Origin of the sequence: Pseudobacteriovorax antillogorgiicola, assembly GCF_900177345.1 — a bacterium.
Lineage (GTDB): Bacteria > Bdellovibrionota_B > Oligoflexia > Oligoflexales > Oligoflexaceae > Pseudobacteriovorax > Pseudobacteriovorax antillogorgiicola.
Map to the genome: position 1 here is coordinate 179,899 of NZ_FWZT01000009.1, position 22,709 is coordinate 202,607.

At 47.2% G+C, this 22,709-nt stretch carries 19 protein-coding genes; 13 read left to right on the forward strand and 6 right to left on the reverse strand.

All coding sequences use genetic code 11. The features are described from left to right. The first annotated feature begins 42 nt into the window (after positions 1–42). The 11 genes from B9N89_RS13875 to B9N89_RS13925 all read left to right on the forward strand — a co-directional run bounded on the left by B9N89_RS13875 (position 43) and on the right by B9N89_RS13925 (position 13,707). Positions 43–435 (forward strand): DoxX family protein, encoded by a 393-nt coding sequence (locus B9N89_RS13875; protein WP_132319210.1) that lies wholly within the window; start codon positions 43–45, stop codon positions 433–435. 2 nt (positions 436–437) lie between these two features. After that, positions 438–1,370: a tetratricopeptide repeat protein gene (locus B9N89_RS13880; protein ID WP_132319208.1), complete on the forward strand. Its 933-nt coding sequence runs from the start codon at positions 438–440 to the stop codon at positions 1,368–1,370. Between the two features lie 26 nt (positions 1,371–1,396). After that, on the forward strand, positions 1,397–2,119 hold the full coding sequence (locus B9N89_RS13885; protein WP_132319206.1) for a TPM domain-containing protein: 723 nt from the start codon (positions 1,397–1,399) through the stop codon (positions 2,117–2,119). Continuing rightward, positions 2,046–2,777 (forward strand): hypothetical protein, encoded by a 732-nt coding sequence (locus B9N89_RS13890; RefSeq protein ID WP_143478186.1) that lies wholly within the window; start codon positions 2,046–2,048, stop codon positions 2,775–2,777. The genes B9N89_RS13885 and B9N89_RS13890 overlap by 74 nt, the downstream gene beginning before the upstream one ends. Before the next feature lie 826 nt (positions 2,778–3,603). After that, positions 3,604–5,622, forward strand: coding sequence for an RICIN domain-containing protein (locus B9N89_RS13895; RefSeq protein ID WP_234996109.1), 2,019 nt, complete (start codon positions 3,604–3,606; stop codon positions 5,620–5,622). 161 nt (positions 5,623–5,783) lie between these two features. Beyond that, positions 5,784–7,040, forward strand: a complete 1,257-nt coding sequence (locus tag B9N89_RS13900) for a hypothetical protein (RefSeq protein WP_132319200.1) — start codon at positions 5,784–5,786, stop codon at positions 7,038–7,040. A gap of 11 nt (positions 7,041–7,051) precedes the next feature. Next, entirely contained in the window at positions 7,052–8,989 is a 1,938-nt protein-coding gene (locus B9N89_RS13905) for an EndoU domain-containing protein (protein WP_132319198.1), read from the forward strand. 9 nt (positions 8,990–8,998) lie between these two features. Then, positions 8,999–9,415 carry a hypothetical protein gene (locus tag B9N89_RS13910; protein WP_132319196.1) on the forward strand — a complete coding sequence of 139 codons (417 nt, stop codon included), beginning with the start codon at positions 8,999–9,001 and terminating at the stop codon, positions 9,413–9,415. Positions 9,416–10,135: 720 nt separating this feature from the next. Beyond that, positions 10,136–10,408: a hypothetical protein gene (locus B9N89_RS13915; protein ID WP_132319194.1), complete on the forward strand. Its 273-nt coding sequence runs from the start codon at positions 10,136–10,138 to the stop codon at positions 10,406–10,408. A gap of 21 nt (positions 10,409–10,429) precedes the next feature. After that, entirely contained in the window at positions 10,430–13,186 is a 2,757-nt protein-coding gene (locus B9N89_RS13920) for a xanthine dehydrogenase family protein molybdopterin-binding subunit (RefSeq protein WP_132319192.1), read from the forward strand. Then, the gene (locus tag B9N89_RS13925; RefSeq protein WP_132319190.1) at positions 13,183–13,707 is read left to right on the forward strand and encodes a (2Fe-2S)-binding protein; all 525 of its coding nucleotides are present in this window, start codon (positions 13,183–13,185) and stop codon (positions 13,705–13,707) included. The genes B9N89_RS13920 and B9N89_RS13925 overlap by 4 nt, the downstream gene beginning before the upstream one ends. Before the next feature lie 112 nt (positions 13,708–13,819). Here B9N89_RS13925 and B9N89_RS13930 read toward each other — a convergent pair whose 3' ends face one another. Beyond that, entirely contained in the window at positions 13,820–14,578 is a 759-nt protein-coding gene (locus tag B9N89_RS13930; protein WP_132319188.1) for a hypothetical protein, read from the reverse strand. Positions 14,579–15,112: 534 nt separating this feature from the next. Here B9N89_RS13930 and B9N89_RS13935 point away from each other — a divergent pair. Together B9N89_RS13935 and B9N89_RS13940 are read left to right on the forward strand one after the other, a co-directional pair. Beyond that, positions 15,113–15,853 (forward strand): dienelactone hydrolase family protein, encoded by a 741-nt coding sequence (locus B9N89_RS13935; RefSeq protein ID WP_132319524.1) that lies wholly within the window; start codon positions 15,113–15,115, stop codon positions 15,851–15,853. A gap of 235 nt (positions 15,854–16,088) precedes the next feature. Beyond that, positions 16,089–16,775 (forward strand): Bax inhibitor-1/YccA family protein, encoded by a 687-nt coding sequence (locus B9N89_RS13940; protein ID WP_132319186.1) that lies wholly within the window; start codon positions 16,089–16,091, stop codon positions 16,773–16,775. 51 nt (positions 16,776–16,826) lie between these two features. Here B9N89_RS13940 and B9N89_RS13945 read toward each other — a convergent pair whose 3' ends face one another. From B9N89_RS13945 to B9N89_RS13965, 5 genes are all read right to left on the reverse strand, one after another. After that, positions 16,827–17,873 carry an ATP-binding response regulator gene (locus B9N89_RS13945; protein WP_132319184.1) on the reverse strand — a complete coding sequence of 349 codons (1,047 nt, stop codon included), beginning with the start codon at positions 17,871–17,873 and terminating at the stop codon, positions 16,827–16,829. An 88-nt stretch (positions 17,874–17,961) separates the two neighbouring features. Then, the gene (locus B9N89_RS13950) at positions 17,962–18,963 is read right to left on the reverse strand and encodes an NAD-dependent epimerase/dehydratase family protein (protein WP_132319182.1); all 1,002 of its coding nucleotides are present in this window, start codon (positions 18,961–18,963) and stop codon (positions 17,962–17,964) included. Then, positions 18,960–20,615 carry a fatty acid CoA ligase family protein gene (locus B9N89_RS13955; RefSeq protein ID WP_132319180.1) on the reverse strand — a complete coding sequence of 552 codons (1,656 nt, stop codon included), beginning with the start codon at positions 20,613–20,615 and terminating at the stop codon, positions 18,960–18,962. The genes B9N89_RS13950 and B9N89_RS13955 overlap by 4 nt, the downstream gene beginning before the upstream one ends. Positions 20,616–20,623: 8 nt before the next feature. Beyond that, the gene (locus B9N89_RS13960; RefSeq protein WP_132319178.1) at positions 20,624–21,505 is read right to left on the reverse strand and encodes an alpha/beta fold hydrolase; all 882 of its coding nucleotides are present in this window, start codon (positions 21,503–21,505) and stop codon (positions 20,624–20,626) included. Then, entirely contained in the window at positions 21,499–22,542 is a 1,044-nt protein-coding gene (locus B9N89_RS13965; RefSeq protein ID WP_132319176.1) for a 3-oxoacyl-ACP synthase III, read from the reverse strand. The genes B9N89_RS13960 and B9N89_RS13965 overlap by 7 nt, the downstream gene beginning before the upstream one ends. Positions 22,543–22,709: the final 167 nt, after the last annotated feature.

Here is a 22,709-nt window from a genome sequence, read left to right on the forward strand (position 1 = left end):
TGATGCTGCTGCGCTATAATTCAGGTAAAGGAGTTGTTGCCGATGTCGCTGATAAAAACGTACAACCACCATGTTGGCTTACTTATCCTACGGGTGAGTCTAGGACTTACCATGTTACTGGCACATGGCCTGCCAAAGATCGACGCATTCCCAGGGCTAAAATTTCCAGACCCCATTGGTCTAGGTTCACAGCTTAGCTGGGGAGCAGCCGTTGCTGCTGAAGTTGGCTGCTCGATCCTTCTGGTCTTGGGGCTATGGACCCGGCTATCGCTGGCCCCTCTGATCTTTACCATGCTGATCGCGGTGTTTGTCGTTCATAGTGGCGATCCGTTTGCGAAAAAAGAATTAGGTCTCATGTACATGATCGGTTATATAGCTCTGTTTATCGCAGGGCCAGGAAAGCATTCTGTCGACTGGAAAATTCAAGGAAGGTAGGATTGAAACTCACGTTATCATCGAAACAGCGATACTTGCTCGGGTCATTTATTGCAGGCTGTGCACTATTTGGGGCCTACCACCTTGGGCAGGTGGGGCAGGGGCAGTCGGGAAGCGAACTACTTCCAGAAAAGCTCGATCGCTTTGCCAAGCGGGCTGCATCTCGGCAGTTGCTCGGTAAAGACGGCATCGACCCTGAAATGTCTATTGATGGCCAGCTGGCTATGGCTATCGAGATGGTTGACAATGGTCAGGTGGATGAGGCCAGTGATGCCCTAGGGAAAATCCTGAAAGTCGATCCCAATAATATCAAAGCGCTTCTTGAGATCAGTCTGATTGAGTTATTAGATCGAGGCCGTCCTCAAGAGGCCCTCCCTTATCTTATCAAAGCTTTGCAGGTAGACCCCGATAACGACCACTTGTTAGGTGAAGTTGCCGATATTTACGTGGAGACTGGGCAATTCGATGAAGGCCTAGGTTTTTTTTCCCAACTTCGTGAGCACTTTCCTGAAACGGCAGCGATCAGCTTACGCATGGGCCAGATTTTTTATTACAAGTCTGAGTACCGGAGGGCGCTTAAGGTCTTGGAGCCAATCATAAACTCGGTCACTCACGGGGGGCAAGCTAGAAGCCTCAAAGCACGAATTCTTCTTCAGTTGGGGCGGGTTGATCCAGCTGTGGAAGAGTATCATGAAGCAGAGGAAGGGCTAGAACAAAACATTCGGGTAGCCATGATATCCGGTGAGCCCACTGACTTTCTGGTCAAATGGTTGGAAACTATGCAGATTGAAATGGCTGAAGGTCTGATTGAACGTCAGCTTTTCAAGGCCGCAGAAGACATCCTTTACAAACTCTCAGAAAAAATTCCCTCAGATCCTGAGGTCATCAAACTTATGGATTTAGCTCGGGCCGGTAAACGAGATAATGCTGGCTAGTTAGTTTCCTTTTCTGGGAGACCTCCGTGATCGGACAATTCCAAACCGTCATCGCCATAGCCGCTCTGCTTGCGACTTCCATAAGCACAGCAGAGATCGCTGTACCCAGGCTGAAAGGGGCTGTGATGGATCTTGCAGATATGCTTTCCGACCCTGTTCAGAAGAAGCTGGCCCAAAGTCTTGAGACCCTCACTGAAGAAGGGGGAACCAAGATAGTCATTCTAACGATCCCATCGTTGGATGGGGAGCTTGCCAGCGACTATAGTAGCCGTGTGCTTGATGACTGGCAGCTAGGCCTAGAGCCTGGTAAAAGAGGAGTTCTATTGCTGCTGGCGCGGGATGACCGACGGGTTTCGATCGAAGTCGACTCCGACTTAAGGGGCGAGTTTAGTGAAGCAGTACGAGATCGCATCATTGTTGAGCAAATTCGCCCTTGGTTTCAAAAGGGAGACATAGAGGGGGGGATTGTAGCTGCCACGCGTACTATCCTACAGACTACCGATCCTCAGTTCGTATTGGACGAAGGCCTTATCGGACGCTTTGAGCGGCAGTCCGACTATAAAGAAGGGGATCATCCTTTAGTTGTAGTGGGTTTGATTCTCGTTTTAGCATTAATTCGCATCCAACGGCAAAGGCAGCGTCGCTTGCGCTATCTTCAGGAAAGTGGCTACTGGGGTGGGAGCTTTGACGCTGGATTTAGTGGTGGAGGTGGTGGCTTTAACGGTGATGGGGCTTCGGCAGATTGGTAACACTATGGAAATTCCTCATTGGGCGCAGTCACGAATTGACAAAGTTGGTAAAAAGCAGGTTGAGAGGGCCGTAGCCCTCGCTGAAGAAAACTCAGCAGCGGAAATCATTCCCATGCTGGTGCGCCGTTCGTCGCATGTCTCCCATATTCAAAGCCATCTCACAGGATTCCTAGCCTGTAGCAGCCTGATAGTTGGGCTTTGTTTCGAAGCTCTTCAGGTTTTGGATTTCAATCTCTTCATGGCATCTGGCCTTGTGATTCTATCTAGCTTTCTGGGAATGGTAGCAGCGCGGTTTCCCTTGGTTCAAAGAATGCTGATTCCGAAGGTCGATCGGAGCCACCAAGTGGATTTGCGCGCTGAACTTGAATTCTATGAAGCTGGTTTGGACAAAGGGGAAGGGCGAGCCGGTGTCCTTATTTTTATTTCCCTTCTGGAGCAGCGCACCGTTATTCTAGTAGATTCCGTCTTAAGCCGAGAGGTGCCCTCAGAAACTTGGCGCGAGATGGTTCAGCAACTCAGTTCATCCATTGGCAGGGGGCAAATGGCGGCAGGTCTCAGCCAAACCGTTGAGGCCCTTGGCAAAATTCTTAGCAATAGTTTTCCCCGCTCACTCGATGACCGAAGTGACTTATTTGATACCTTGATTATCAAGGACTAGCTCTCAAGTCTTTGTTGCTTCTTGCTCTATTTTGAACAAAATGCTCGCTCAATCCCAATTCTCTAGACACCCAAGTTGAGCAAGCATATTTAATCCGGTGAGTGGCGAAAGTGAGCTTACCTTGCCACTGCTCAGCTCACTTGGATCGGCCTTTTGTGGTGGGTCCGAGGGTTTTTAATGGCTTGAGTTTTTTGAAAACTATTTTAACCTCTGATTTGTATAGGCAGTAGAATTCAATAAAAGTGTTGGTCTTTGAGATGAGTAGTTTTTATAAGTACTAAAACCTATTCTTCCTCTCGGCTTTACTATCTTCGAGCCTAATTGCTAAATCAGTTAGGATTGTGACCCTGGAACGGGAACCTTTCTACGGACCTGGCCATGGGTGAGAAAGGGGGAGCCGATGTTATCATGGGCGTGTACTCTATGGAGCGCAGCGGCCCAAGGTATTCGGGCTATGGACCAGTCCCCAAAAATTGTAGCCGATGACACATACCGAAAAATTTTGATCTCATATGGGTTTTCTAGGCTGTGACGATATTTCCGGCCTTTCGTAGAGTGCTTAAAGTGGGGCTTCGTCTGAGAGCGATCTCGCCGTATTTAAACCTAAATATGTCTGTTAGCCCCGTTGGGTAGTTTTGGGTTTTGGGGGGCTTAAAGTGCAGCTCTAATCGGTACGAGTATTTACATACAGGCGTAGTATGGTAGATTCCCCGGTCTACAGGCCTATCTTTAGCCCAAAAGCTCGACTGTCTGTTCTTGTAGGTATTCGAGCGACGCCGATTATGAACCATCTAAATTAAAGGTTTCGGAAACTATGACAATGTCAGTGAAAAAATTTCTATTGACCCTATTTACAGTTTTGCCTGGAACGACTTTACTTGGGAATTTGAAAGTCGAGCTATCACCACTCACAGAGCGACGAGTTGCAGAGTGTGGAGTTGAACAGTACAAGGAAAAGATAAACCACCCCAGCTGTGGTGTTGACTCTTACAAGGAAGGCACGGGGGGAGCCTGCGGCGTAAAATCTTATAAGTCTATGCGGGTTAAGGCTTGTGGTGTTGCATTGTACAATGAAGGTACTGGTGGACCCTGCGGCTATATCAACGATGTCCAAAAGACTTGTAAAGTTAAAAATTTGGGTGGTGGCTGCCTTATACCTGGGGATGAAGTGATAAATCGCCGAGGGAAGGTCTGCCGCCACGAGGACTTCGGCGTACAGGTGTATAAACGCTGCCGGAAAGCCGAATTTGGTGTTGAAGAGTACAAGACATGTAAAAGTGCAGTCTTTGGTACAAATTGGAAAAGCTGTCGCCTAGCGGAGTTTGGAGTTGATTCCTACAATTCTTGTAAGATTAGAAAAACTCAGTACGAACTTGATGTTTACCTAGCATCGACCAAGCCATATATCGAAGTCAACGCGATAAACATGGCCCGATCTCAGCAAAGCTACTTATTCAGTGCAGGTCAGAAGCAACAGCTAGGTTGTCTTATTAAACGGTGGGAAGATGACTTCCTATTTGAAGACGTTGTTTTGGACATGAAAAACTCATTTGCAGCGACATTTGGTGAAGAGTTTGACCCGAACCAATTCTCTTGTAATGATATGAACATGCTGCCTAAACTGAGCTACCAAGGAAAGCTATGTGATGACTATACTGATAGCCAGCTCAGCACAGCTCTTGCTAAAGAAGGTCTTTCATCGTCTGAAAGATTCTTTATCAATGCGTGTCAAGATAAGAAACTCTATATGGACTATCGTCAATGGTTTCTAGATCAGGGGACGGAGGTCCAGAACCTGCTTTGGGATGTCGTTGCTCGTGCGGATTCCGGATACAAAGACAAATTAACGAAACTCAAAGAATCTATTTCTAAACACAAAATCGACTTCGCATCCAACGTTACTATTGTTGTAAGAATGGATGGTATGAATGGATCAAATCCAGAACCTAAACTAGTGAACGAAGGTCGGTATAAGATTATCTCTGATCTAAGCGATAAGTGCATGAACTTGAAGATCTCTTCATTAGACGATGCTGCTGGGTTGAGAAGTAAGCAAAATATTCATCAATGGGGTTGTCCAGTTGGTGATAGTGAATGGACGAATAATTTTTTCAATCTGACATATACAGCTATGGGTCGACTCGAAATTAAGTCGCTCTTCTCAGATCTCTGTTTGCATAATGACAATGGCAATGCGGTGCAGGAATATTGCTCTATGGCGACTAGCTATGCTTTAGAGAAGGTTGGTTCTGACTTTCTTATCAAGGACGAATACGGAAAATGTGCCGAAAGCGTGTCTTATGGTGATGGAGATAACGTCGTCTTTGAAACCTGTAATAGTCAGAAGTCGGGCCAGAAATGGAAGCTGGAAAGAATGGACGGTGAAAGTAACCCGGGTTCTTCAGTAGAACCAATCCTACCAGCCGGCGACTTCAGCTTCAGGTCCAAATCTAGCAATAAGTGCTTGAACCTTAAAATCAGCAATCTTTCAGACAGCAACGGATACCAAGAGTATCAGCCGTTTCATCAGTGGGACTGCCCAAGTACAAATAGCGAATGGACGAATAACTATCTTAAAGTTAGATATGATAACGATTCGTTTAAGTTGGAGTCACTGTTTTCTTCTCTATGTTTGAAAGATAATGGGTCGAGTGTTGTACAGGTGAACTGTTTAGATGCTAGTAAGCTCACGGCAGTTAAGCAGGGTAGTGGCTATGCAATTAAGGATCTAGTATCCGGCCGTTGTCTTCGTACTACAGGATGGGGAAATGGTGATAAGGTTGTCTTCGGCAACTGCGATAACGACACTCAAACTGAGTGGACTCTATCACCGGCATACAACTAAGTTTATATTTTTAAATTCCGAGAGTCTGACAATTCGTTAGGCTCTTTTTCTATCAAGCCTAATACTAAAGTGGCGCATCCAACGATTGAGTGTAAAGAACTACTGACTTGTTCGTTGGGGCATGGGGCTTCTTTGAGGCGGGTACTCTTGAGGAGTTAGATATGATAAAAAAGATCTTTGGGCTTGCTTTTCTCCTGCATGGCTTGACTTCGCATGCAAATACTATCGAGCTAGAAACACCAGAAAATGAAATAGAATTACAGGAATTTATTAAGGATCTAAGGGAAAAGAAACTTCCTCAACTAGACCAAATTCATAGCTGCTATTTAAGTGCAAATTATCTTGCTGATATTTACAAAGACACAAAGAGCCATTGGGTGGAAAAAAGCAAGCCAAGCTTGCCACTTCTAATCTATGCGAATGAGCAGGATGCTTCAGTATATGACATGAATATCTTCAACAACTTCGACGGCATAATAGAATCTGAAAAGCTAATAGAATCAAATTTGATTCAATTTATTAAAGATTACGATCCAAGTGACTTTGATAAAAGTACAATCCGAGACCGACTCGCTGAAATTGATGCCGGACAGACTAGCCTTGCTGATAGTCTACTAAAAACAAGCCAAAGAGAGTCGATGTTTCTCTATCTCGTAAATCAGGCTGAGATCCAGCTAAGAGAATTCGACAGCACCTACGCCCCCCATATTGGCTATATTAAAAGTGAGTCCTGCGAGAACAGCAACGTTGTCTCTTTGCTGACGGTTTTTCAAGATGATATCAAAGCAAGTCTTGCCAATATCGGCAAGCTTAGGGACTACGTGGTTAGGCTTCGCCCCAAGAGAAACAAGTTGGTCGAGGAAGTATTCACCAAAGTTCGTGATCGCCTCGTTGAGCAATACGCAAACCTTACATTTGAAGATTTAGAAGCTGTGCAAAAGCAGCTGCTTGATATCATTCGCCTCGATAATCTAGGAGCTGAAATGATCACTTGGTGGCAAGGAGAAAGCGCTAAGGGGTTAGCAGGTAATCTTCACCTCAAGTATCTTGAGTACGAGCGCCCCCTAAGGTTGCTTCGCTTATTAGGCGCTAAATTGCATCGATTTGAAGGTAAAATCAATAAGTTGATAGGAGCTCCCGAAGCTAGCCGTAGCTTGTATTTACAAAAGTTGGAAGCTATGCAATCAACCCTGTCCAGAAACCTTGATCGGCTGGAAAGCTCGGGTTGGCGGGGACAGAGAGATAGGCAAGTTTTGATCAACCAACGGCGAATGCAGCAAGCGGATCGTTACTCAAGCGAGTGTGTGCGTGATATCGAGCGCCACTTAGAGGCAGCTGAAGAGACGACGGCACTTGCGACGATGACGCGACTTGAACAGCTCTACCGAGACTCAGTCGAGTCTTGTAGCAGACGATAGGGGAGTAAACTATGAATACCAAAGCACTTAATATACTAAACCTTATCATTTTACTGATGTCTTTTGGCTGTGGGGCTGCTCCCATTCCAGATCCCGTTGGAGATTCTAATTGCCCAAAGAACACAGACTGTACCAATATTTCTTGGGAAACTGATGAGAATGGCGACTATGAAGTAAAGCCCACACCAGCAGATGAAGGCCCTCCTGCGCTCGATCCCAGCGATATTGAGCCGAACCCTTTTGATGAAATCCCAGATGATTCCGGAAGTGGGGGGAATGTTGGCACGATTGGTGGTCCTACCAGTGGTGGCGAAACTCTACCACCCCCAACAACGCCAACACAGGGCGGGGGAGGTGGCGGTGGCGATCCGTCAGGACTAGAGAAAGCGCTAAGTGACGGTATTAAAAACCTAGCTGAAGGCATCAAAGGTTTGGGTGGGCTGATATCTGGCGAATCCCAGAAGAAGATGAGGGAAGCGCGAAGAAAGAAGCGAGAGATAGAAGCGAAGATTCGTGGAGCAACAAGCTTAGCTAATCAAGTCAAGGAATACGAAGCGAGTATCTCAAATCTGGCCAACGACCTAAAAAACAAAGGTCAAAGCATCACAGAAAACGGCAACCACGGAGAAAAGTCTACTACTGAGAAAGTCAATCAGGCTGGTGAAAGTCACAATGAGACCATCAATGAGGTCGACAAAAGCCTTCCTGAGTTTAACCCGAATCCTCCCACGGAAAGCGACGATGCCCCAGAGGATGAGAGGGATGATTGTTACCTAAAACTCAAAGCTTGCACGGATCTGACCCCTGAAGACGAAAAAGTTATCGCGACTCGCGAGTATATCGAATATGCCCGCGATCGCACCAAGTCCTATCAAGGCGACCGGAAAAAAGGCGCCGACACTATGCTCGATGCAGCTGATGCGACAAGCGATCTAGCAGAAGAAGCCTATAACGAGGGGGACCTCGATGAGGGGGACGCTTATACAGGGGTAGCGCTAGGGCTAGCCGACGCTGCCATTGGGTTTGTGCCCGGCTTGGGTTGGGCTCATGATGTTTACCAGGCAATTGCTGGTGAAAACCTAGTCACGGGTGAAAAGGTAGAAGGCTTTGATCGCACTATGGCCGTTATGGGAGCATTGAGTGGGGGCGTCTTTAGTAAGTTTAATCATATCGTCAAAGGTAGCAAGGTCCTTCGAAAAATAGGTAAGGCTGATAACCTCGTTAAAAATGGCGATGATTATAACGATGCAGTTCGAAAGGCTGGAGACTGGACTAAATCGGGCATAGACAAGGATACTACTGACAGCATTCTAAAAGGTGCAGGCGATTGCTTAGTGGACAGCAGTTGGAGTCGGCCCAGTAATGTTATACACTCAATCTTAGGCTTGATTGAAGATACGGCTTATGCCTCTGGTAAAAAGCCTTGTGAGCAGGTGGTTGATGAAGTTGTTGAGTCTGCTAAGAATTCTGGGTTCACAAAATCCGATGATGTCGCTCAACTTGCTAAGGGTTGGAATGACGTCACCCCAGATCTTGAGACAAAGATACTTACTGGAGGAGTCAATCCATCTGACCCCAGGAAACTAACTGGTGTCCACTCTCCTAGGATTGTAGACGATAGCAGATTTACTATCGTAGATACGGTATCAAGGAATGCAGATGGCACAACTACTGTCCGAGTGAAAAAGGACCTTGGCGACGGTGTAGTGTCAAAGAATAAAAAGACAACGCTCTATCCCGATAATTGGACAGATGAAAAGATTGCAAATTCAGTTCGTTATACGTCAGCATCTGACCCGATAGCCAAACGAGCAAGAGATGGGGCCACTTATCACAGGCAGGTTGTTGATGGAGTAGAAGTTGCTGTAGTCAAAGAAGGCGGTAATGTAACCTCTGGATTCCCGACAGGTACAAAAGGCTTCATTTTAGAAGGTTTTGATCCATTATAGGAGTAAACAATGAATTGGAAAGAATTTGATAAAGTTCTTGGCCAAAATTTAAATAACGTCGACTACTGGGGAGATGAAGAATCAATCTATGCTGCCGACCTTCTAAAAGACTTCGATGATAAAGATTGGTTGTCTTTGGAAAAAGAATGGAAATCAAGACCGGATGTGTGGAAAGAGCGTTGCGCACAACTGATTGATTTAAGGAAAGATCAAAAGAGCCTATCCATCCTTGCTGAGATGCTCGAGACTGGCAATCTCGACATCACGATCAATGCCATTGAGTCTCTCCAGGGATTTGTTAGCGAATCGAATTGGGACGAGATAAATCAGAAACGTGTGGATACTGCATGTCAGACTATAGATAGATCGACTCTTATCGATAGTTACAAGAGTGAATTAACTGATTTTTTAAAGTCAAAACTCTAGAAACCAAATGGCGATACATTCTCTATATCTTGACTTTTAAGATTCCCATAAGTCTGTATCGTCATTGAAATTTGCTTATGTCCAAGAACTGCCTGAAGAGCGTACATGGAGCCTCCTTTCTTCAAGAAGGTAAGCAAAGGAGCGCCTCAAGTCATGACACCGAAACCTTTTCAACTCAGGATGCTGCTTGTTCAACTTATCAAGCCCTTTATCCACCTGCCACGGTGATAGCAACAATCCCTTAGAGTAAAAAAACATATCCCTTGGGATTGCTTGGTTGCCTTCTGCTAGCAGATAGGACCTGAAGATGATGTTTTAAAGCATCACTCATAGCAACACTTCTATCATCACCATTTTTAGCTTTCATTAAAGTTATAAAACCAGTGCTGAAGTCTAATCATTGGGACTCCCACACGCTTCAAAGAAAGTACCCGTTTCTACCGCCAAAGTGGGGGGACTCTAGTCTAAGCTTCAAAAAAGAACGTGTATCAGCCCAGGCAAAAGCTTATTTGGGGGTGGCCTTTGATGAATACTTTTTATAAGTTTATAAATCGAAACTTGACCAAACTACCAACATCATCTACATGAATTCTGCTTTTGTTGGTTTTTACTCCTTGCCGGCGAACTCCTAAATTTGGCAGGGAAGGTGACACTCAGTCATCCAAAACCTCCTCCATTTTACTGAATGAAATTCACTCGGTTTTTTTTGAGGATGGTGGCGTGACAATGCTCCAACAATACAGGCAAAATACCACGGCACATCATCGATTTTTTTCTAGCAGAACAATTCTAGAGTTTATCAATTTCGCGAATTCATTGACTTATTGGGGCTTGTCGGGCTTTGCCCGTGGCAAGCCTCAGTGTGTAGAAGATGGGATTGGGTTGGACATTCGTGTCCCTGGCCTCTTTGGCTTTTCCTTGAAGGCTCTTTTGGCGTCTGTCAATTGGGAAGTTGTACCCTCAGGGAGCGGCCGAGAGGCTTGCCAACTATGACTGTATGGGAAGGAGACTAAGGTGCAGCAAGACTCGTACTCCAAAGTGAGCCGCCGGGAATTTGTTCGCGGCACAACTAAGATCGGCACTACGGCGGTGTTGGTGAATTTTCTAGGGACAGATCTGGCTAAGGCAGGTGAGCCAAACCAGTCACTGGGCCAACCGACTTCCGCCCCGAAAGGCTGGGAGGAGGATCTCGAAAAAGTCCCGTATCGCTACGATGGTATGGCCAAGGTCACAGGGCAAAAGATATATGCAATCGATATTAGGCCGAAGGATCTGACTGGCTGGCCTCTAAGCGAGACCCGAGCTGTTATCTTGAGAGCCAGCGATGCTGAACGAACTTTTGAGGGAATAGACACTCGTAAACTAAAACAGCTAGGGGTCAGCCAAACGCTAAGTGCATCAGACCTTGAAAGCGCAGGTATTAAGCCAGATGGTTTTTTCTCATCCAGCATCATGGCGAAAAAAGGAGCGCCAGCTCAGTTCCTAGGCCAGCCAATCAGTATCGCCTATTTTGATGATGTTGAGCGCTTTTTAGATGCTCGATCTCAGCTGATCAATATCTCGGGTTTTGTGAAGTACGGCAAGGCTGTTCAGCCTCAAGAGGGCAAAGCCTATGGCACAAGCCGCATCGTCAGGTACACCGGTCCTAACGGTAAGGAATTATTCTCTTATGCAAAAGACGGTAGCTTTCGGCCCCCTTGGCAGTCGCCAAACGTCAGCGGTTCGAATAACGCTCGGGCAAGTTTCTTTGTCGAAAAGATCAAGCAAGACTTTCAGGAGAACGATTGGAACATTGTCGAAGGCCAGTTTGGAACCCAAAGCGTTGACCCTGTTTTCATGGAAGCCGAGTGCGGTTTGTCCTGGTTTGATCCACAAAGCCGTGAACTGCACATGACATTGGGTACCCAATCCCCTCTTGACGATGCTGAGGGTTGCTTGAAAATGCTTGCTAAGGCAAAGGGTATTAAGATCGATCGTATCGTCATCAACTGCTGTTATCCCGGTGGGGGCTTTGGGGGGCGCGATCATTCTGAGTTTCCTCTCTATCTATGCTTGGCAGCGGTATTTAATCCAGGAAAGTCAATTCGGATTGTTCATTCTCGCTTTGATCAATTTCAAGCAGGGCTTAAACGTCATGGTGCTCAGATTGATACGAAGCTAGCGGTGGATCAAGATGGGCTATTTCAAGGCTTTCATACGAACATGACCCTTGATGGCGGTGGCCATAACAACTATAGCTTTGCAGTTCAGAATGTAGGAGGCCGTAATGCATCTTCTGGCTATGCCTTTCCTAGGTCCTGGGTTGACTCTAAAGCTAAACCAAGTATCGGCGTTCCTGCTGGATCGATGCGAGGGTTTGGAAGTCTGCAAGCAGCTTTTGCTATGGAGTGCCTGGTTGATGAGGCAGCGGCAGCCTTAAAGATGGATCCCATTGAGCTGCGAATGAAGAATATTATAACCGACCCACAAGCGGTGCACACGGGAACGGTCCCACTGTTTAGAATCAATTCTGATTTGCTCCTTAAAAAAGCTCAGCAAACTGCACTTTGGCGAAATCGCGAGGCTGAAAAGAAAAAGCGCTCCCAAGGAGATACCCTCTACGGCGTTGGAGTAGCCTTAGCTGTGAAAAGCTATGGCAAAAATCCTGGCGATACATGTCTTGCAACGGTGATGATTGATGCAGATGGCAAGCTAAGGATGCATACCAACTCAGTTGATATGGGTAACGGCACAGCAACAACCTTGCCTCAGGCATTGACTAGTGTTCTCGGTCGTCATGCTGACCAGATCAAGATGGGAGTTACGAGTGAGTTTGAAGCTCTAAATCTTTATAGCAAGAGAGCTAAGAATCAGAAAGAGCAGGATGAATTCGCTCAGGATCCTCGTTGGGTTCCTTTCAAAGCTATGTCCACAGCTGCTAGTGCTGGTGCCTACCAGATGCGGCATGCGGCGATTCAGGCAGCAGATGTTCTTTTGGAGCATGGTCTATGGCCCGCCGCACTTTCCATCTGGCAACAATCTTCGGAAGATCTGCCCTGGAACAAGGCTTTAGTTCGTTGGGACGATGGTGCTCTTTCTTATCCGGGCCAGGTTAGCATTCCTCTGAAAACTCTAGCAGCCCAAGCTCACAAGGAAGGGTATGTGACTGGTGCAATGGTTCATACCTACTACCGGGCTGGATGGACAAGCGCTGGGTTTGAGATCGCTGGCAAGAAACAGGTGCTCAAAGCTGATGCTTTGGCACTCCGTCATGGCAAGCAAGAGGATTTCCAGGTTCTGACCCGTAGTCAAGTGCAGTACCCTCCTATGAGCCATTTTGATAAGGGGGCCGACCTATACACCCCTTATGTGGCTGTCGCGGCTGTGGAAGTGAACCGCAAGTCAGGGCAGGTAAAAGTGCTTGGCGGTGAAACGTTCCTAGACTGTGGTAGAGTTACCAACCTTGATATTGTCGAGGGACAGATGCAAGGCGCCTGGGCCATGGGCATTGGCCAAACCTTGTTTGAAGATTCTCCTGCCCATGAGGGAGGCCCCGGCCAGGGTGCCTGGAACCTCCACCGCTACAGGGTTCCCAGGGCCAGAGACTGCGCTTTAGAGCGGGTTAAATTTAATATAGTGAATGTTCCAAACCAAGATCCTCCAAAGGGTATGGCAGAGGTTGTCTTGAATGCAGTGCCGCCTGCCATTGTCAATGCTGTTGCTCACGCGACCGGAAAACGATTCAGACAATTGCCTTTGCAGCCTAAGAAAATTTTGGAGGCCTTATCATGAGCGGAAAAGTAAGTGTCGAAGTGACAATCAACGAAAAGAAAGTTTCAGCTAACGTAGCACCACAGCGAACGCTAGCGGATTATCTCCATGAGAATATGGGTCTTACTGGTACTAAAGTTTGCTGCGGCATGGGAGTTTGTAAGGCCTGTACCGTAGCCGTCAAGCGCGAGGGTGGCGAGGGCTTAGAGAGGGTTCAGGCGTGCATCACCCCCTTGGCAGGACTCGCTGGCACAAAGGTAACCACAGTAGAAGGTTTGTCAGAAAATGGTGAACCTAATAAGCTCCAAAAAGCCTTTCTTGAGGAGTACTCGTTTCAGTGTGGGTTCTCCACATCAGGCTTCCTGATGGGGGCCACACTACTGATCGATAATCTTAAGCGCAAGCCAGTGACTTTAGCCGAGCTGGACGATGCTATGGAGCGCAGTTTAGGTGAGCATGTTTGCCGTTGCACCGGCTATGTGAAGTATTATAAGGCAATCAAAAAGGTCATTCTTGAGACGCCTGGAACGATCCGTAGTTGATGGGAAGATTGTAAGACGAAAAAAGAGCTTCTGTGTCACAGAAGCTCTTTCATCAAATCATCAGGGGACATAACCACAACAATAGGGAACAAAAGGAACTCAGAAGCAACAACTACTCCATGGTTTCGCATATTTCTTTTATAGGTTTCTCAAGGCAGCGGAGTGCACTAAGAAACGATTCTTGATCTGCTTCCCAGCTCGCTACTGGGTTCTTTGGCATTCGGCCATCAACGATGGCATCCACAGATAGAGTCCGTAATGTGTAAGGCTCTTTAGCACTAAACTTGACGGCTTCGATCAGAGTGACATTTTTTTCCGTTCGCTCGTCACCATGGCAAACTTGACAATGCTTTTGATATCCTTCTAAAGCGAGATCAAACGCTTTGGCCAGTTGTGCATCACTCGCTTGAACTTCGGTTTCAATCTCAATCCCAAAGGCCTCATTAATATTGCCAACAGGAGCTCCGCTGGCATTGCATAAGAGAATATCAAGCACGATCTTAGGGCCATCGATTCGCTGAGTTTCATTGGGGCGGCAATTGCGATAAAGCTCTTGGCCACTCTCGTCAAGGTAAGTAAGTTCGAGTCGATAGAATCCATAAGCAAGGATGACATCCACGCTGGCAGCGGACTCGGTTTCCGTGAAGCTATCTGTACTTAAAGTCAAAGACTCAGCGAGTTCTTCCGCGGTCTCTTCCATACGAAATATATCAGTGTTCATCGTAGCCCAGGCTTGAGAGCCTTCGGGAGGAACAAACTTACCAATAGTAACACTTGCTGTTTGACTACCGTCTGTAGACTCGGAACCGTTGTCTTGGCAGCTACTTGCAGTGCTTCCAATTAGGGTTATGATGGTTAATAGCCTCAGCACGATTGCTCTCCTTATGAACTTAATCAATGCAAAGCAATCGCCATGCCAGCGGTGTAAGTTGCCTAGATGAGGCATGCTTGCCCTAGGTTGCTAGCCATTGTTTGCTCCCTTAGGTGAAAAAAATCTTTGATATCATATGTTTGAATTTCTTTATGATTCCAGTGGTATGGCAAATTTCTAGACAGTTGTTGCTCTTGCAATCGCTTTGCAAAGGTTTCTTCGTTGTGATGGCAAGCCAGTTGGTCGAAGAGAAGCTATAATCTGTTACTAATCATCACCTGATGGTGATTGAGGGTTTTTATTGGGGGGAATGGTGGCTACTGGGCCTTGGTGCTCGTAGCCACCATAATTTTTTGCGCCGAAAAATCGGGACTAGTTTTTTTAGAATCGCCCGCTATCATAGGAGGCTCCCAGGAATTTTAATTTTAGGAGTCGATCATGCGCAGAATTTTGATGGGTCTGGTAGCGGCTAGCTTGTTTTTATCTTTAAGCTGTACAAGTACAGATAAGAGTGCCACATCCTCGGCCGAGGAGATGGCGTCTTCTGATGACATTATGACGAAGGAAGTTGTCTACGGTGAGTTCGAAGGCAAGAAGCTGATTGGCTATCTCGCTCACCCAAAGAACGTTAGCGATGCACCTGTGGTATTGGTGGTTCACGAGTGGTGGGGCCAAACGGATTATCCCCGCAAGCGTGCTGAGATGCTCGCTAAGCTAGGGTATGTGGCCATGGCTGTTGATATGTACGGCGATCGTACTGTCGCTGAACACCCCAAAGATGCCCAGAAATTTATGATGGCGACCATGAAAAATATGGCAGGTGCGGAAAAGAAGTTTAAGATGGCTATGGACTATGCGAAGAAGCTAGATAAGACTAGCTCCGAGAAAATGGCAGCTATTGGATACTGTTTTGGTGGCGGGGTCGTTCTTCACGCAGCCCGTCAAGGCTTTGATCTTGATGCAGTGGCAAGCTTTCATGGTTCATTAGCGACCCAAACTCCTGCGAAGAAAGGTGTGATCAAGGCTAAGGTCGCTGTGTTTAATGGCGCAGCTGATCCTATGGTGAAGGACGAAGATATCAAGAACCTTAAGGCTGAAATGGAGAAGGCCGACGCTACTTTGAAGTTTGTCAACTACCCAGGTGCGAAGCACGGTTTCACAAACCCTGAGGCCACCAAGAAGGGTAAGGCCTTCGACTTACCTTTAGCCTATCAGGAAGAGGCTGATAAGAAGTCTTGGGAGCAGCTGCAAACCTTTCTCAAGAAAGCATTTTAATAGATTTTTCCACCTCTAGCATCCAGCTAGAGGTATCTTTTTCGCTAGCTTTGCTCTCCTAAATGCAAACTGCTTTGCATCTGATGCAATAATCGAGTTGTAGATCTGTCGATAGCCAGTACAGTTTTTGCCACCTACCAAGTAACTTGGCAGGGTTAGAGGCTGGAATGGTCATTGCTTATTAGGCCCAGGGGCCCTCAAGACGCTCGAATTATTCCTTTAGGAGATCGTATCTATGCACTATCAATCGACACCTGTTGCGGCAAGTCACGCGAACACCCGCGATTCATTTATTCGTAAGACATATTTTCATGTATTTCTAGCGATTCTCATGTTTACTGGGATCGAAGCATTCCTCTTTAAAACAGGGATTGCCGACCAAATTATGGCATTCATGACGGGTATGAACTGGCTTATTATTCTGGGCGCATTTATGGTCTCAAGCTGGATAGCGACCCGCTTTGCACAGGGGTCTCGCTCGAAAGCTAGTCAGTACTTTGGCCTAAGCCTTTATGTATTTTTTGAGGCGATCATATTTGTGCCATTACTTTATATCGCGGAATATAAAACTGGCGGTGGAGCTATTGAGAGTGCGGCAACTGCGACTCTCTTAGGTTTTGCTGGCCTTACCGCCATTGCTTTTGCAACCCGTGCGGATTTTTCTTGGCTCGGTAAATTTTTGATGTTTGCCGGAGTCGGTGCCCTGATCTTGATCGTCTGCAGCGTATTGTTTGGTCTATCCCTTGGTGTTTATTTCACTGTGGGAATGATTCTCTTTGCTGGTGCTGCCATTCTTTATGATACGAGCAACATCATCCACCACTACAGTGAGGATGACTATGTTGCGGCTGCATTACAGCTTTTCGCATCGGTTGCTCTGTTATTCTGGTATGTACTTCGTTTCTTCAATTCGAGAGACTAAGGACTTTTAAGATCCAAACGCTGGCTACCCACTTCGGTAGCCAGCGTTGTATTACTCCTTCTCGATAATCTTCCGTACACATTCGAAAGTGAAAGGCTTTTCGAGATATGTAATCCCTAGTACGCTTTCCACCCGCTGACGAACTCCTTCATCGCCAAGCCCTGAGATCGCAATAATTTTGATACCTTTGCCAGAAATATTGCGAATCAGATCGAAGCCGTCACCATTGGGCATGATCAGATCTGTAAAGATGAAATCCGGTTCAAATGTTTCCAGAACCTTGACCGCATCAGTCCCATTGCTTGCAGTTTTGATGTGGGCACCTGGTCTTAAAGCCTCTAAGATCATCTTGGTATAAGACACGAGGTCGGGGTCATCATCGACAATTAAGTAGCGAAAGTCGGAATTGGATGGATCCTCGGTATCATTCAAGGACAAAGGTATTTTCACCGTGAGGTGTAGCTCTGAAGACGATTGCAGTGCCTCCATGCTAGCGTAAATTCGTCGAATGAGCGAAGCGGCTAAAAGGATTTCTAGCTCTCCAATGTTGTAAGTCTTGCTCTGGTTTCTGAACAGTGATCCTGAACTATCGATGATACCTAGATTCGATAGCATTCTGCCGTTGTCTTTGGTTTGGATCACGATACCATCTTCGGCGAGTGCTATCTTACACTCCAGCGAGCATTCTTTACTGCATGCTTTGATACGGCTTGAAAGGAGGCTGATCAGTATCGTATGCAACATCTGTTTTTCAAATCTAATTACTTTATCCTGAGCCGAGATGCTGAAGTTAATTCTTTTTTCTTCGATGGACGGGCCCATGATATTCTTGATGGACGAGGCGAAGCTGGGGAGATCGATATCTTCGTAGTGGAAATCATCTCTTGGCTTGAGAAGTGTCAGTAGATTTGTAAGGGCAAGTAAGTTCTCAGCACTTGCCTTCACCATAGAAATGGTGGAAAGGTTGTCTTTCACTTGGGCGTGTTGTTCTTCGATAAGGAGATTGATGCCATTGAGAATCACGTTGAGTGAAGATCTCAGTTCGAAACTCAAGATACTGCTGAAATCAACAATTTGACTTTCTAGTAAGTCCTTCATATTGGCTCTCGTATAGTAGATTTTTGCTAAGTGTCTTACTTGGCATCATAGCATGTCAGGAGAGCGATTTCGATTTTAAACTTTGTGCCTAGGCTTTGATCCCTTGGGACTTATAATGCTCACGAAGCCTGGCAAACCCATCGTTCATAGAGTAGGGAGGTTCGTAACCCAGTTCTTCCACTGCTGCTTTAGTATCAAACCAATGGGAGGTGGAAAGCTGTTTTGCCACAAATCGAGTCATCGGAGGCTCAGCTTTGATCTTGAAAAAGGTATAGATATATTCCAACAGCAATCCAGCGCCAATAGCAAGCTGACGAGGCACTCGTTTTGTTACTGGCTCCACACCTGCTGAAAAAAGAATCGTATTGATCAGTTTCTCGGTGGGCCATGGTTCATGATTGGTAATAAAATAGGATTGGCCATTGATTGGTGCATCTGGCTCTAGCCGTTCGAGGGCTAGGCAGTGTGCGTAAGCAGCATTTTCCACATAAACAGCGTCCACCTTGCCACTCATCTTACCTATAAATCGCAGCCGCTTCTGCCTTTGCCGTTGGATCAGGCGAGGGGCCAAGTGATTATCGCCAGGTCCCCAAATGAGATGAGGTCTTAATGAGACTACTGACAGCTTTGGGCTTTTGGCATTCAGCACCAGTCGCTCAGCCATTGCCTTGGTTCTGGGGTAGTGAGCTAGATAGTGTTTGGGATAAGGAGCTGTCTCATCGACTCCTTCCTGATTGTCGCCGCCGAAAACAACGCTAGGTGAACTGGTGTAGACCAGTCGCTGAACATCGAACTCCTGACAAGCTCGAATGATATTCTGGGTTCCCGTGACATTGGCCTTGAAGTAATCGTCGTATGGCCCCCACATGCCAGCCTTAGCCGCCGTGTGAATCACTGCGTCCACACCTGCAACGGCTTGGGTCACATCTTTCCAGTCTGCAATGTCTCCTTGAAAGCACTGAACTCCCGTGGCTTCGAGATCTGGATACTGGCTACGGTTGATCGTGGAAACCTCATGGCCAGCCTTGAGGAGTTGGCGAATAATGGCACGCCCCAGAAAACCGCCGCCACCAGTAACAAGAACTCTCATCGTAACTTTCCTTCCGCCCAGCTGGACAGTTTTTCTCGAAAAATCTTTGAATTGTGTCTGATGTCCACAGGAAAATCTTTATGGAATAAAACCTCTTTCAGATCCTGAGTTTCCGGATGTGCCGGGCAAATTTCGCTAATCTGCTGGCGAAGCTTCTCTAGCTCTGGCTGCGAAAGATGCTTTCGGGCTTGAATGCAGAGCACGGGGCGACGCTTAGAACCAGCTCCAACACCAACAATCGCAGAACGCATCACTTCTTTGTGGGCGTTGATAATGGACTCCCCAGGAACTGTGTAGATGGTCTTGCGAGACGCTAATACAACCCGGTGTGACTTGCGACCACAAAACCATAAGCGGCCGTTGCCATCAAGATATCCGAGATCGCCCATGCGGTGGTAGAAACCAGAACCATCAGACTTCGGTATCTTGGCGAGGCGGGTAGCCTGATCCTGATTGTAGTAGGCTTGGGTCACCTGATCGCCGGAGACGCAGATTTCGCCAATATCTCCTTGTGGTAAAACCAAGTCGTCGGACCACTTAGAAATAACCTCATCACTGGTCTTGATGATTTTGACATCGACACCCTCTACGGGGATACCGACACAAACTCCCGCCCCATTGCGTGTCTTACCTTCGGTTTCGCCTAGAATCAGTTGACTATCAGCGATCGCTACTGGCAATGATTCCGTCGCACCGTAGGGTGTAAAGACCCTTGCTTTCGGGTTTAAGCACTTGCTGATGGTTTCAATCACACTGGCGGACACCGGTGCCCCTGCGGAGATAACTCGCTTAAGGGTTGGAAACTGGCGTCCTTGAGCAACAGCTGCTTCACCCACACGCTTGATCAAAGCTGGTGAACCAAACATATTCTGTACACCGAAAGTTTCAATGGCTTTGAAGATATTGCTGGGGTTCACCGCAGCCGGTCTCGTGAAGTCCATTTCAGGAATCACCGCTGTCATACCGAGGGCGGGTGCGAACAGTGCAAAAAGTGGAAAGGTGCAAAGATCAATCTCTCCAGGCTTGATGTCAAACGCCTGCTTTAGCATTTCAATCTGGGTACAAAAGTTCTTATGGCTATAGACTGCCCCTTTTGGGGTGCCTGTGCTGCCGCTGGTGAATAGCACTGCTGCAGTATCATCCGAGCTAGTTGGCGCAATTTCGTGAGTTGAGCCTTTGCCTAAGTCAAGTAGGGCTTCGAAGTTATGCTTGCCCCAAAGGTGTGGGGTGCCTATCGTTACCATTTCCCGCCACTGACCCCGATTCCAGCCCAGAACAGTTCGGGCTATGTGAGCCTTGGGAATACCTATGAAATGTTGCACCTGAGCTCGGCTAAGACAGGCCTTAAGGTTTTTTACTCCCAAGCCTGGATCGATAAATACGGGTACGATTCCGGCTTTAAACAAACCGAATGTCGTGACAAATAGCTCAAATGAGGGTGGCACCATTAAGGCGGCTCGATCACCTTTCTTGAAGCCTGAAAGCAAGAGACCGCGAGCCATGTTGGTGCTAGCAGCATCCAGCTCTTGATAGGTCATGTGCCTATAGATCATGCGATCATGATTATCACGTCCATCGGTGATGACGATGGCACGTTGATAGGGAACCTTCTGGGCCATGGCCGGAAGGTATGAGGCGATATTTGCGCGCATCTCTGATCCTATCCGTGTTTAGTCATAAACTGATGCATGATGGGAATAACGTCACCATGGGCATCGTCAGCCACATAATGCCCGGCGTCGTTGAGCCGGTGAACTTCAGCATGGGGGTAGTAGCTCTCCCATGCCGCAAGGAAATCGTCGTCAAATACGAAATCCTTGCCACCCCATATAATTAAAACGGGAGTTTTATTGAAAACGGAAAGCTTATCCTCAACCTCAGCCAAGACGGACCAGGAGTCGTCCTCGGGCCCCAGTGGAATATCCTGCACAAAGCGTAGGACAGCGCGACGATTGTGCCAGTTGTTGTATGGAGCCAGATAGGCATCGCGCTCCGATCGAGGCAACTTTTTGCGAGTAAAACATTTTACTGACGCGCCAATACTGAAGGCATTTAAGCCGCGAACCAAAAAAGGCCCGACAGCGCGGTTTCGACAGATTGAAATGGTCCAGGGCAGTTTGCCCCCTTTGGGGTTTTGAAAAGCAGCTGTATTAAACAAGACGATTTTTTTGATGCGATCGGCATTGCGAGTGGCAAAGGTCATACCGATCATGCCGCCCCAATCGTGAACCACCAAGGTGATGTTTCTAAGGTCGAGTTCTAATACCAGTTGCTCTAGATCCTGCACCCTCTGTTCGAGAGTGTAGAAGTAGTCCTCATCGTTTGGCTTGTCCGATAGACCACAGCCGATATGATCTGGAACGACAACACGGTGGGTTTTGCTAAACTCTCTCGCTAAATGGCGATAGTAAAACGACCAGGTAGGGTTGCCATGCACCATGAGCATGGGTTCACCTTGGCCTTCATCGATGTAGTGATAACGATGTTTGCCTAGATTCATATAATTATTTTTAAATGGATACAGGTTTTGGTCGACTACCATTCTACCCCCAACATCATGCAGTTGAGACCGCTACCGATTCCTAAGAAACCAACCTTATTACCAGCTTTAAGAAAGCCTTTCTCATCAGCGATGGCGGCAGATAGCGGTAGGGAAACTGTGCCCATATTACCCAAAACTTGGTATGTTGGAAAGTCCATAGATTCTTGCAATCCTAGTGCTTTCAGAATGCTGGCACGATGACTGCGACCTACTTGGTGGGATATGGTGCGATCGATGGTGTCTTGGGCCCATTTAAGTTCAGCCAGAAGTGCTTGCCAAGTGCGAATTCCTAACTGGACCCCATGCTTCATGACGCTGACGGCATCGGTGGTTAAGAACTGCTCAAACAAGCTATCTTTTAGGCGACGCATTCCCCAGCGACAAAGATCGTGATACTGGCTATCGGCACGGGTGACGCCCCCTAAAATACGATGTTGGCAGACTTCGGATTTTCTTTGGCTGGTTAATACCAAGGCAACAGCCCCCGAGCCGCCAGTCAAAGTCGCGAGAGACTTCTTGAATACTTCGATATCTCTATTGTCGAGAAGCTTGGTGATGGTATCTTCGTTAATGTCCCGCGCTGACTCACATGATACCACCACACCGACATCGGCCTGGCCAAGTTCGATGCGGTTTGCGACATCCACAAGTCCGTTGAGGGTGCCGAGGCAGGCGTTGCTGATATCGTAGACGGAGGCTCCCTCCTTAACGCCGAGGTCGTAAGCGATCTTACAGGCTGTCGCAGGCTCAATATAATCGCGACAAACCCCTGCATAGACGAGGATATCCACGTCGTCGCCCGTTAGCCCAGCCTTCTGTAACGCTTTCTCAGCAGCCTTGCTAGCCCCATCAGAAATGACAAAATTCTTAGGCCACCAGCGCCGCTCCTTGATCCCCGTCAGAAACTCAAGTTGGCCCATAGGAATCTTAAGCGCTTGGTAGACAGGAGCAATGCGCTCCTCCAACTCCTTAGTCGAAACGACTATGTCTGGGAGTTGGTATCCAATGGCACTGAGAAAAACATTCGAATACTTCATCTAGCTTCCCAATTAATTTACAAAATCAATCACGCGCGGCAATTTCCAAAAGGGGATAGCATTCGCTCTTGGCAGACGCAAGACTTTGCCGCACGGTGGTGGCAAAATTAGCGTGTGTCGGGCGATATGGCTACGAGCTTGCTGACTCCTACGAAAAGGCACACGAG

Bases quoted from the DNA above. Each gene is read 5' to 3' on its own strand.
- B9N89_RS13875 (WP_132319210.1), top strand. From the start codon at position 43: ATGTCGCTGATAAAAACGTACAACCACCATGTTGGCTTACTTATCCTA.
- B9N89_RS13900 (WP_132319200.1), top strand. From the start codon at position 5,784: ATGATAAAAAAGATCTTTGGGCTTGCTTTTCTCCTGCATGGCTTGACT.
- B9N89_RS13905 (WP_132319198.1), top strand. From the start codon at position 7,052: ATGAATACCAAAGCACTTAATATACTAAACCTTATCATTTTACTGATG.
- B9N89_RS13910 (WP_132319196.1), top strand. From the start codon at position 8,999: ATGAATTGGAAAGAATTTGATAAAGTTCTTGGCCAAAATTTAAATAAC.
- B9N89_RS13925 (WP_132319190.1), top strand. From the start codon at position 13,183: ATGAGCGGAAAAGTAAGTGTCGAAGTGACAATCAACGAAAAGAAAGTT.
- B9N89_RS13935 (WP_132319524.1), top strand. From the start codon at position 15,113: ATGGCGTCTTCTGATGACATTATGACGAAGGAAGTTGTCTACGGTGAG.
- B9N89_RS13940 (WP_132319186.1), top strand. From the start codon at position 16,089: ATGCACTATCAATCGACACCTGTTGCGGCAAGTCACGCGAACACCCGC.
- B9N89_RS13945 (WP_132319184.1), bottom strand. From the start codon at position 17,873: ATGAAGGACTTACTAGAAAGTCAAATTGTTGATTTCAGCAGTATCTTG.
- B9N89_RS13950 (WP_132319182.1), bottom strand. From the start codon at position 18,963: ATGAGAGTTCTTGTTACTGGTGGCGGCGGTTTTCTGGGGCGTGCCATT.
- B9N89_RS13955 (WP_132319180.1), bottom strand. From the start codon at position 20,615: ATGCGCGCAAATATCGCCTCATACCTTCCGGCCATGGCCCAGAAGGTT.
- B9N89_RS13960 (WP_132319178.1), bottom strand. From the start codon at position 21,505: ATGGTAGTCGACCAAAACCTGTATCCATTTAAAAATAATTATATGAAT.
- B9N89_RS13965 (WP_132319176.1), bottom strand. From the start codon at position 22,542: ATGAAGTATTCGAATGTTTTTCTCAGTGCCATTGGATACCAACTCCCA.